The sequence below is a fragment of the Lactococcus sp. AK05 genome (assembly GCF_041026685.1).
GTDB lineage: Bacteria > Bacillota > Bacilli > Lactobacillales > Streptococcaceae > Lactococcus > Lactococcus lactis.
In genome coordinates, this window is sequence record NZ_JBFTEI010000004.1 from 123,740 (window position 1) to 133,834 (window position 10,095).

The window sequence follows — 10,095 nt, forward strand, 5'->3', positions numbered from 1 at the left end:
CTTATTTAGCGAACGGCATGCCGAGTTTAGCAAGCAATTCACGTGATTCTTCGTCAGTGTTAGCAGTTGTTACGATAACAATATCCATACCACGAACTTTATCAACATCATCATAGTTGATTTCTGGGAAAATCAATTGTTCTTTCACACCAAGTGTGTAGTTACCGCGACCGTCAAACGCTTTGTTTGAAACACCGTGGAAGTCACGTACACGTGGGAGTGAAACAGTAACCAATTTGTCCAAGAATTCGAACATACGTTCGCCACGAAGAGTTACTTTCGCACCGATTGGCATACCTTCACGAAGACGGAAAGCAGCAACTGATTTTTTAGCTTTAGTAATCAATGGTTTTTGACCAGAGATCAAAGCCAATTCAGCAACAGCTTTATCAAGGTTTTTAGAGTTGTTTACAGCATCTCCAACACCCATGTTGATAACGATTTTATCAACTTTTGGTACAGCCATGATTGAAGTGTAGTTGAATTGTTCAGTCAACGCTGGTACTACTTCGTTAGTATATTTTTCTTTCAAACGATTAGTCATATTATTTCTCCTTTCCGCCTTAGTCTAAAATTTCGCCAGATTTTTTGTTGAAACGAACTTTTTTATCGTCAACAACTTTGTAACCTACACGACCAGCAACACCATTTTTGTCGAGCACTTGTACGTTAGAAACGTGGATAGGAGCTTCGATTTCAAGAATAGCACCACTTGGGTTTTCTGAGTTTGGTTTTTGGTGTTTCTTCATGATAGCAACACCTTCAACGACAACTTTATTTACTTTTGGCAAAGCTTTGATTACTTTACCAGTAGTACCGCGGTCTTTACCTGCGATAACTTTAACTGTATCACCAGTTTTTACAAACATGTTTAATTCCTTTCTTACGCCCGATGGGCACCCTAATATTTTGTTACTAGGGGACTATTCTGTTAATAATAACAGTAAAATATGATTCTGTCAAAAAATTTTTCCAACAAAACCATATCTCTATAATGCTTGATTAGAGTACTTCTGGAGCAAGTGAAACGATCTTCATGTAGCCACCTTCGCGGAGTTCGCGGGCAACTGGGCCAAAGATACGTGTTCCGCGAGGAGTTTTATCGTCACGGATGAGCACTGCTGCATTTTCATCAAATTTGATGTATGAACCGTCAGGACGTTTCGCACCAGATTTAGTACGAACGATGACTGCTTTCACAACTTCACCTTTTTTAACTGCTCCACCAGGGGCAGCTGATTTAACTGTAGCTACAACGATATCACCGATACCAGCGAACTTACGTGATGAACCACCGAGAACACGGATAGTCAAAAGTTCTTTAGCACCTGAGTTATCTGCAACTTTCAAACGAGATTCTGTTTGAATCATGCTATATTCCTCCTAGTTTTGCTTAGATAATAACTGCTTCTTCAACGATTTCTACAAGACGGAAATGTTTGTCTTTAGACAAAGGACGAGTTTCCATGATACGAACGATGTCGCCAGTTTTTGCAGAGTTGTTTTCGTCGTGAGCTTTATATTTTTTAGAATAGTTAATGCGTTTACCATAGACAGGGTGGTTACGCTTAGTTTCTACGACAACTGTGATAGTTTTATCCATTTTGTCTGAAACCACGCGGCCTTGATAAACTTTACGTTGTTTGCGTTCCATTTATAGTTTCTCCTGACCTATTATTTGTTCAATTCAGCTTGCACAGTTTTTACACGTGCAATCGTTTTCTTGACTTCATCAAGCTTAGCTGTGTTTTCGAGACGACCAGCAGCTGCTTGGAAACGAAGATCAAACAATTCTTTCTTCAATTCAGCTTCACGAGTTGTCAATTCTTCAACTGACAAAGCGCGCAAATCTTTAAGAAGTGATTTAGTTTCGCTCAATTTCATTACGCTTCACCTCGTTTCACAAATTTAGTTTTAACAGGAAGTTTGTGTGAAGCAAGACGCAACGCTTCGCGTGCAGTCGCTTCATCAACGCCGCCCAATTCAAACATGACAACGCCACGTTTAACTGGAGCAACCCAACCTTCAGGAGCACCTTTCCCTGAACCCATACGCACACCAATAGCTTTGGCTGTGTATGATTTGTGAGGGAAAATTTTAATCCAAACTTGACCGTTACGTTTCATGTAACGAGTCATAGCAATACGAGCTGCTTCGATTTGGCGGTTAGTAATCCAGTGAGATGTAGTCGCTTGAAGACCGTATTCACCGAAAGAAATAGTATCGCCACCTTTAGCATAACCACGCATTTTACCGCGGAATTCACGACGGTGTTTTACACGTTTTGGTACTAACATGGATTATTTTTCTCCTTTCACAGATTTTTTAGTAGGGAGAACTTCACCACGGTAGATCCAAACTTTAACGCCGAGTTTACCATAAGTTGTGTCTGCTTCTTCCCAAGCGTAGTCGATATCCGCACGGAGTGTGTGGAGTGGAACTGTACCTTCTGAATATCCTTCAGCACGGGCAATATCAGCACCATTCAAACGACCAGAAACTTGAGTTTTGATCCCTTTTGCACCAGCGCGCATCGCACGTTGGATTGCTTGTTTTTGAGCACGACGGAAAGCAATACGTGCTTCAAGTTGTTTAGCAATTCCTTCACCAACAAGATGAGCGTCCAAATCAGGTTTTTTGATTTCAACGATGTTGATGTGAACTTGTTTACCAGTAAGTTTGTTGAGTTCTGCACGGAGTGCATCAACGTTAGCTCCTGATTTACCGATAACCATACCTGGTTTAGCAGTGTGCAAAGTTACGATAACTTTGTTAATTGCACGTTCAGTTTCAATCAATGATACTGAAGCATCAGCAAGTTTAGTTTGGATAAGTTGACGAATTGCCAAGTCTTCGTGAAGGTAATCCGCATATTCTTTTTCAGCATACCATTTGGCATCCCAATCGCGAATAACGCCAACACGCATTCCTATTGGATGTACTTTTTGACCCACGTTTTTACCTCCTTATTCTTTCTCAGCTACAACTACAGTGATGTGAGCTGTGCGTTTGTTAATTGGTGAAGCTGAACCTTTGGCACGTGGACGGAAACGTTTCATTGTTGGACCTTCATTAATAAATGTTTCGCTTACTACCAAGTTAGCTTTTTCAAGACCAAAGTTATTTTCTGCATTAGCGATAGCACTATTAAGTACGTTTTCAACTTCTACAGCAGCTTTAGTCGGTGTAAATTTCAAGATTGCAATTGCATCTGCAACACGTTTCCCGCGGATAAGATCGATAACAAGACGAGTCTTACGAGGTGAAACGCGAACTGTTTTTGCAGTTGCTTTAGCTGAAGTAATTTCTGCCATTTTTTTCTCCTCCTATTAGCGACGTGTTTTCTTGTCGTCAGCAGCGTGACCACGATAAGTACGAGTTGGTGCGAATTCACCAAGTTTGTGTCCAACCATATCTTCTTGAACGTAAACTGGTACGTGTTTGCGACCATCGTAAACAGCAATTGTAAGTCCTACAAAGTTCGGAAAGATTGTAGAACGGCGTGACCAAGTTTTGATCACAGATTTTCTTTCGGCGTTGACTTGAGCTTCAACTTTTTTCATCAAATGCTCATCGACGAAAGGTCCTTTTTTAAGACTACGACCCATTTTGCGAGTTTCTCCTTTAAATATTTGTACCACTACCGCTACTAAGGCGGAGTTGGCGGAATTTATAGATGCACTTTCGACATCTCATTAAATTTGACAATAAGTTTTATCAAATTTAACAAGACGCCGAGAAGGCTCTTGTGAAAATAAAGCGACTTATTAGTCGTTGATACGACGAACGATAAGTTTGCTTGATTTTGCTTTCTTGTTGCGAGTCTTGAGACCAAGAGCTGGTTTACCCCATGGAGTCATTGGAGACTTGCGACCAACTGGTTGACGACCTTCACCACCACCGTGTGGGTGATCGTTAGGGTTCATTACAGAACCACGTACTGTTGGGCGGATACCCATGTGACGTGTACGTCCTGCTTTACCAAGGTTGATTAAGCTTTGTTGTTCATTACCTACAACACCGATTGTAGCACGGCAAGTTGAAAGGATCATACGAACTTCGCCTGATTGAAGACGAACGAGTGTATATTTACCTTCTGAACCGAGTACTTGAGCTGAAGCACCAGCTGAACGAACCAATTGTCCGCCTTTACCAGGTTTCAATTCAATGTTGTGGATCAATGTACCAACTGGAATGTTAGCAAGTGGCAATGCGTTACCAACTTTGATGTCGGCTTCAGGGCCAGATACAACTGTCATTCCAACTTCAAGGCCTTTAGGAGCCAAGATGTATGATTTAACACCGTTAGAGTAAACGATCAATGCGATGTTTGCAGTACGGTTTGGATCGTATTCAATTGTAGCAACTTTAGCAACAACGTTGTCAGTTGTACGTTTGAAGTCGATTACACGATATTTACGTTTGTGACCACCACCGTGGTGACGAACTGTGATACGACCAGTGTTATTACGACCAGCTGTTTTGCTCATGCTTACAAGCAAGCTCTTTTCAGGAGTACTTGTAGTGATTTCAGCGAAGTCGCTACCAGTCATGTTACGGCGACCGTTTGTGGTAGGTTTGTAAACTTTAATTCCCACGATTTTCCTCCTCTATTATTCTGCGTCTTCGCCGAAGATTTCGATTGTTTTAGAATCTTCAGTCAAAGTAACGATAGCTTTTTTGTAGCCTGATTTAGTACCAGTGTATTTACCAACTCGTTTAGATTTTGGTTTAACGCTGATAGTATTTACTGAGGCAACTTTTACACCAAAGACAGCTTCAACAGCTTGTTTGATGAGAAGTTTATGCGCACGTGAATCTACTTCGAAAGTATATTTCTTTTGATCCATTGCAGCCATAGAAGCTTCAGTAATGATAGGTTTACGGATGATATCATAAAGTGACATTATGCAAGAACCTCCTCAATTTGTGTCAATGCTGATTGAACCACAAGGAGTTTGTCAGCAGAAACGATGTCAAGTACAGATGCTGAATTAGCAGTTGTAACTTTCACGTTTGCAAGATTACGTGCAGAGAGTTCTGCAAATTCGTTACCTTCGTTTGGAAGAACCACAAGAACTTTACGTTCAATTGAAAGTGCTGAGATTACTTTTGCAAATTCAGCAGTTTTTGGAGCTGTAAAGTCAAGTGTGTCAACAGCGATTAATTTACCATCAGCAACTTTTGTTGAGTAAACTGATTTAAGCGCCAATTGACGAACTTTTTGTGGAAGTTTGTAGGCGTAGCTACGTGGGTTTGGACCGAAGACAGTACCACCACCACGCCATTGTGGAGAGCGGGTAGAACCTTGACGAGCACGACCTGTACCTTTTTGACGCCATGGTTTTTTACCACCACCAGACACAGCAGAACGATTTTTGTGTGCGTGTGTTCCTTGGCGAAGGCTAGCGCGTTGTGAGATTACAACGTCGAATACGACTGATTCGTTTGGTTCGATACCAAATACTGAGTCGTTAAGTGTAACTTCACCAGCTTGTGAACCATCTTGTTTAAATAATGATACTTTTGCCATTATAGATTTCTATCTCCTTTCCTTCTTATTTAGCTTTGATTGCTGATTTAACAACAATCAATGATTTCTTAGCACCTGGGACATTACCCTTTACAAGGATAACGTTCTTTTCAGGAAGCACTTGTGCGATAACAAGGTTTTGTACAGTAACGCGTTTGTTACCCATACGTCCAGCAAGTTTTTTACCTTTTGGAACTTTGTTAGCTGCAACAGGACCCATTGAACCAGGACGACGGTGGTAACGTGAACCGTGGGCCATAGGACCACGTGATTGACCATGACGTTTGATTGGGCCTTGGAAACCTTTACCTTTAGAAGTTCCGGTAACATCAACAACATCTCCGGCTGCAAATGTATCAACAGTGATTTCTGCTCCTACTTCAGCGCCTTCGAGTCCTTTGAATTCACGAACGAAGCGCTTAGGAGTCGTATTAGCTTTAGCAGCATGACCTTTGGCAGGTTTGTTGGTCAAAACTTCACGAAGTGTATCGAAACCAACTTGAGTTGCTTCGTAACCATCTGTTTCAACAGATTTAACTTGAAGAACTGTGTTAGGAGTCGCTTCGATCACAGTAACAGGAATTAATTCACCGTTTTCTGTGAAGATTTGAGTCATTCCCACTTTTTTCCCTAAGATTCCTTTTGACATGAGAATTACCTTTCTTAATTAGAGTTTAATTTCGATGTTTACACCACTTGGCAAATCGAGTTTCATAAGTGAATCAACAGTTTTTTGTGTTGGTTCGATGATGTCGATCAAGCGTTTGTGTGTACGCATTTCGAATTGTTCGCGTGAGTCTTTGTATTTGTGAGTCGCGCGGATAACAGTGTAGACGCTACGGTCAGTTGGAAGTGGAATTGGACCACTTACTTCTGCGTTTGTACGTTTAGCAGTTTCTACGATTTTTTCTGCAGCTGCATCAAGGATACGATGTTCGTATGCTTTTAAGCGAATGCGAATTTTTTTAGTTGCCATTTTTTCTCCTCTCGTCTATTGTATTCAATAGGCTAGCTCCACGGGAAAACCGACACGTTAGGTATGGCAATACCTTCGGGTGTGTCGCAACCTCTCGTTTCGTCGCTACATACTGTTTTTAACAGCACTTGTCTATTCTATCAAAGGAGATGTGGCTTGTCAAGGACTTTTTAGACTTTTTTTCATTCTTTCTAAATCTTTTTTGGGGAATGAAGGAATTTACTTAAAATGACAAGAAAGCTTACTTTGTCATCTTTAAACTTTTTGATATAATTTGTTTAAAGGATTTATAATCTATTATATAGGAGGATTTATGTTAAAGGAATTTAAAAACTTTATTTTACGTGGGAACGTATTGGACTTAGCCGTTGGGGTTATCATCGGGGCAGCTTTTACTGCTTTAGTTAAATCTTTAGTTGATAACTTGATTAATCCGTTAATCGGAATGTTTGTTCAAAGTACTGCTCTTGCTCATTTGTCAGTAACTGTTGGAAAAACAAAATTCACTTACGGTGCTTTCTTAAATGATGTCATTAATTTCATCATTACAGCCTTTGTTATTTTCATTCTTATCAAATTCATCAACAAACTCTTCCCTAAAAAAGAGGAAACTGTCGAAGAACAAAAAAACGAAGAATTGGAAACTCTCCAAGAAATTCGCGATTTATTGAAAAAACAATAAAAAAATTACTGACAGAAAAGCTGTCAGTATTTTTTTATTTTAAATTTTGCTTGTGAGGCTTCGATTAAACTTGATTTTGAGAAAAATAAATCTAAAGAGATTATCAAGTAAAACTGCTAACCAAACTCCCTCTAGCCCTAATTTTAATCCTAAGGCTAAAAATGCTCCTAAAAGCAAGCGAATGCCAAACATCCCTAGCGTTGTGGCATAAAAAGGAAGTTTTGTGTTTCCTATTCCCTGAAAAGCTGCTGTATAAGTTGTTGCTCCCGTGACGAAAAAAGTCGCTAAAAACGAAAACAAAATAACAGTGGTACTTGCATTCATGGCAATTCTGTCAGTAGTGAAAAATTGATTTAGAATATTGGCTGTCAGTAAAAGGGCCAAACCAATCACAAACATCATAATCGTCGCTAACCAGTAGGTCTTTTTGATATAAGCTTTAACATTTTCAATACTATTTTCAGCTGCTGCTTGTGCTACCAAAATTACTGTTACGGTTGCCATTCCGAAAACGGGCATATAATTAAATTGTGTAATGCTTTCACCAATTGCATTTCCTGCAAATACACGTTCACCTAATCTGACAATAATCATCATGATGAGCAAATCGCCCAAACGCATGGACAAACGCTCTCCAGTTGCTGGTAAACTTAATTTAATCAATTGATGGTCCAATTTTTCTTTATAAAATTGAAGATCGGGTCGCTTATCTTCTAACTTATAATAGAGGAAAAGCGTCCCAATAAATCTAGCAATAACCGCTCCAAGTGCTGTTCCCAACACTCCTAAATGGAAAACAAAAATAAAGACAATTGACAGTATCAAATTTAGAAGACTGGCAAAAAAACTTGCCCACATCGGTGTCTTTGTATTTCCATCAGCCCGTAGAAAGGCTCCAAAAGTCGTCATTAAAGCCAAAAGGACAATCAAGCCACCTACTAAACTAAGATAAATAATGGACAGCTCTAAAACCTGCTGACGAGCACCAAGTAAATAAAGAATAGGTCGTGCTCCCACAACTGAAACAATCCCCAAGGCAAGACCAATTAAAAAAGTCAGTTTGGTAGCAGAATTAATTAATCTTTTTGGATTTTCCTCTACCTTTTTTGCAATAAGCACTTTGGCACATAAACTTGAAACAATTGTTCCCAAAGCAATAAAAATCGCCTGATAGACCGTGATGAGATTATTAGCCAAAGAAACAGCTGCTACGGCAGAAAGACTAAGGTGAGCAACAATCATTGTGTCACTCACCCCTACAAGCATTTGTAAGAAATTTTCAATAATCGCTGGAAATGCGAATTTTAATATTTCTCTATTTGTTTTCATTTTAAGCCAAGATATTTTTCTACTTCTTTTTGCATTTCAGCGGCCGGAATAACGGTATGATGTAGAACTTCTGCTTCTTCAAGTCCGATGACTGCTTTTGGTAATGGAATCCCACTCAATTTTTCAAGTGATTTAACGGCAGCAAAATCGTCTCTATTTACTGACAACTCTGTTTTATCATCTTCAAGCCCTTCTAAAACAACTTTCGGAAACTTATAAGGACTTGCCGTGCTGACCACAACTGTTTTTTCTTTGGGTTGAATTTGATGATAGACATAATTTGCTACTGCTGTATGAGGGTCCAGAACATATTTTTCATTTTCAAAAGTTTCTTGAATTTCTTTTGAAATTTCATCTTCTGATGCCCAGTCAGCCACAAATCCCTGAAGTTTAGTAATCATTTCTTTAGAAATTTGATAATGCCCTTCTACTGATAAGGCTGTCAGTAAATCTGAGGTTACTTTATCATTTTCGTCAGTTAATTCAAAAATTAAACGTTCAAGATTTGAAGAGACCAAAATATCCATCGAAGGTGAACTTGTCACATAGAACTCACGATTTTTATCATAAAGTCCTGTTTTGAAAAAGTCTGTCAGCACATTATTTTTATTTGAAGCGCAGATGAGCTGATGAACGGGCAAGCCCAATTTTTTAGCATAATAAGCCGCTAAGATATTTCCAAAATTCCCTGTTGGAACTGAAAAATCAATTTCTTCTCCGTCAGTAATTTGACCAGTTTTGACAAGTTGTGCGTAAGCATAAATATAATAAGCAACTTGTGGAATCAAACGTCCAATATTCATTGAATTTGCTGACGAAAATTGTTTATTATTTTTCAAAAGTTGATCATGTAAAACTTTGTTATTAAACATTTCTTTTACTGCTGTTTGAGCTTGGTCAAAGTTTCCATCAATTCCAACAACATGAACATTTTCCCCTTTTTGAGTCAGCATTTGTTGCTCTTGAATATGGCTGACACCACCTTTGGGATAAAAAACAATAATTTTTGTTTGGGGCACATCAGCAAAACCGGCCATGGCAGCTTTCCCTGTATCTCCAGAAGTTGCAGTCAAGATAACAATTTCATTAGTCACACCATTTTTCTTAGCCGCTTGGGTCATTAAATGAGGTAAGATAGAGAGTGCCATGTCTTTAAAAGCAATCGTTTCACCATGAAAAAGTTCAAGAATATAGTGATTCCCAAGTCTTTTAAGCGGTGCAATTTCCGGACTATCGAATTTTTCTCCGTATGCTTTTGTCACCATTGATTTAATTTCGTCAGCAGAAAAATCATCAAAAAATGCTTTCAAAACAAGTTCAGCAATTTCTTGATAAGAAGCGTTTTTTAATTTTTCAAAGTCTAAATCAACTTTTGGAAAGTCAACGGGAACAAAAAGTCCACCATCTTCTGCCAAACCTTGTAAAATAGCTTGCGACGCTGTTTTTTTATTTGATTTATCACGTGTTGACTGATAAAAAGTTACCATGATATTTATTCCCCAATCACATTTTTTATAATTATAACAAATATTCTGTAAACTCGCAAAAAGCCACGAATTCTCGTGGCTTTTTTTA

The 10,095-nt window shown here is 39.0% G+C and carries 17 protein-coding genes; 1 reads left to right on the forward strand and 16 read right to left on the reverse strand.

The window, feature by feature from the left end; all coding sequences use genetic code 11:
* Window position 1: 1 nt before the first annotated feature.
* From rplE to rpsJ, 14 genes are all read right to left on the reverse strand, one after another.
* On the reverse strand, window positions 2-544 hold the full coding sequence (gene rplE, locus AB6B24_RS09240; protein WP_003129948.1) for a 50S ribosomal protein L5: 543 nt from the start codon (window positions 542-544) through the stop codon (window positions 2-4).
* Window positions 545-563: 19 nt separating this feature from the next.
* Window positions 564-869: a 50S ribosomal protein L24 gene (rplX, locus tag AB6B24_RS09245; protein ID WP_003129951.1), complete on the reverse strand. Its 306-nt coding sequence runs from the start codon at window positions 867-869 to the stop codon at window positions 564-566.
* 133 nt (window positions 870-1,002) lie between these two features.
* Window positions 1,003-1,371: a 50S ribosomal protein L14 gene (gene rplN, locus AB6B24_RS09250; RefSeq protein ID WP_003129953.1), complete on the reverse strand. Its 369-nt coding sequence runs from the start codon at window positions 1,369-1,371 to the stop codon at window positions 1,003-1,005.
* A gap of 22 nt (window positions 1,372-1,393) precedes the next feature.
* Window positions 1,394-1,654 carry a 30S ribosomal protein S17 gene (gene rpsQ / locus AB6B24_RS09255; RefSeq protein ID WP_003129955.1) on the reverse strand — a complete coding sequence of 87 codons (261 nt, stop codon included), beginning with the start codon at window positions 1,652-1,654 and terminating at the stop codon, window positions 1,394-1,396.
* A 20-nt stretch (window positions 1,655-1,674) separates the two neighbouring features.
* The gene (rpmC, locus tag AB6B24_RS09260) at window positions 1,675-1,884 is read right to left on the reverse strand and encodes a 50S ribosomal protein L29 (RefSeq protein ID WP_003129957.1); all 210 of its coding nucleotides are present in this window, start codon (window positions 1,882-1,884) and stop codon (window positions 1,675-1,677) included.
* Complete coding sequence (rplP, locus tag AB6B24_RS09265) at window positions 1,884-2,297, reverse strand: 50S ribosomal protein L16 (RefSeq protein ID WP_003129958.1); 414 nt, start codon at window positions 2,295-2,297, stop codon at window positions 1,884-1,886. Before rplP ends, rpmC begins: the two co-directional genes overlap by 1 nt.
* Window positions 2,298-2,300: 3 nt before the next feature.
* Window positions 2,301-2,954 carry a 30S ribosomal protein S3 gene (gene rpsC / locus AB6B24_RS09270; RefSeq protein ID WP_003129960.1) on the reverse strand — a complete coding sequence of 218 codons (654 nt, stop codon included), beginning with the start codon at window positions 2,952-2,954 and terminating at the stop codon, window positions 2,301-2,303.
* 12 nt (window positions 2,955-2,966) lie between these two features.
* Window positions 2,967-3,314, reverse strand: coding sequence for a 50S ribosomal protein L22 (rplV, locus tag AB6B24_RS09275; protein ID WP_010906302.1), 348 nt, complete (start codon window positions 3,312-3,314; stop codon window positions 2,967-2,969).
* Between the two features lie 15 nt (window positions 3,315-3,329).
* Window positions 3,330-3,608: a 30S ribosomal protein S19 gene (rpsS, locus tag AB6B24_RS09280; protein ID WP_003129963.1), complete on the reverse strand. Its 279-nt coding sequence runs from the start codon at window positions 3,606-3,608 to the stop codon at window positions 3,330-3,332.
* Between the two features lie 159 nt (window positions 3,609-3,767).
* Entirely contained in the window at window positions 3,768-4,598 is an 831-nt protein-coding gene (gene rplB, locus AB6B24_RS09285) for a 50S ribosomal protein L2 (RefSeq protein WP_003129965.1), read from the reverse strand.
* Window positions 4,599-4,613: 15 nt separating this feature from the next.
* Entirely contained in the window at window positions 4,614-4,907 is a 294-nt protein-coding gene (locus AB6B24_RS09290; protein ID WP_003129966.1) for a 50S ribosomal protein L23, read from the reverse strand.
* On the reverse strand, window positions 4,907-5,533 hold the full coding sequence (rplD, locus tag AB6B24_RS09295; RefSeq protein WP_003129968.1) for a 50S ribosomal protein L4: 627 nt from the start codon (window positions 5,531-5,533) through the stop codon (window positions 4,907-4,909). The genes AB6B24_RS09290 and rplD overlap by 1 nt, the downstream gene beginning before the upstream one ends.
* Window positions 5,534-5,558: 25 nt before the next feature.
* On the reverse strand, window positions 5,559-6,182 hold the full coding sequence (gene rplC / locus AB6B24_RS09300; protein WP_003129970.1) for a 50S ribosomal protein L3: 624 nt from the start codon (window positions 6,180-6,182) through the stop codon (window positions 5,559-5,561).
* Window positions 6,183-6,200: 18 nt separating this feature from the next.
* Window positions 6,201-6,509 carry a 30S ribosomal protein S10 gene (gene rpsJ, locus AB6B24_RS09305; RefSeq protein WP_003129973.1) on the reverse strand — a complete coding sequence of 103 codons (309 nt, stop codon included), beginning with the start codon at window positions 6,507-6,509 and terminating at the stop codon, window positions 6,201-6,203.
* A gap of 313 nt (window positions 6,510-6,822) precedes the next feature.
* Here rpsJ and mscL point away from each other — a divergent pair, with 313 nt between their 5' ends.
* A complete protein-coding gene (mscL, locus tag AB6B24_RS09310) occupies window positions 6,823-7,191 on the forward strand; it encodes a large-conductance mechanosensitive channel protein MscL (RefSeq protein ID WP_010906303.1) in 369 nt (122 codons plus the stop codon).
* Window positions 7,192-7,230: 39 nt separating this feature from the next.
* On the opposite strand, the gene AB6B24_RS09315 is transcribed toward mscL, so the two are convergent.
* Together AB6B24_RS09315 and thrC are read right to left on the reverse strand one after the other, a co-directional pair.
* Window positions 7,231-8,520, reverse strand: coding sequence for an MATE family efflux transporter (locus AB6B24_RS09315; RefSeq protein WP_311805791.1), 1,290 nt, complete (start codon window positions 8,518-8,520; stop codon window positions 7,231-7,233).
* On the reverse strand, window positions 8,517-10,007 hold the full coding sequence (gene thrC, locus AB6B24_RS09320) for a threonine synthase (RefSeq protein ID WP_311805793.1): 1,491 nt from the start codon (window positions 10,005-10,007) through the stop codon (window positions 8,517-8,519). Before thrC ends, AB6B24_RS09315 begins: the two co-directional genes overlap by 4 nt.
* Between the last annotated feature and the right edge of the window lie 88 nt (window positions 10,008-10,095).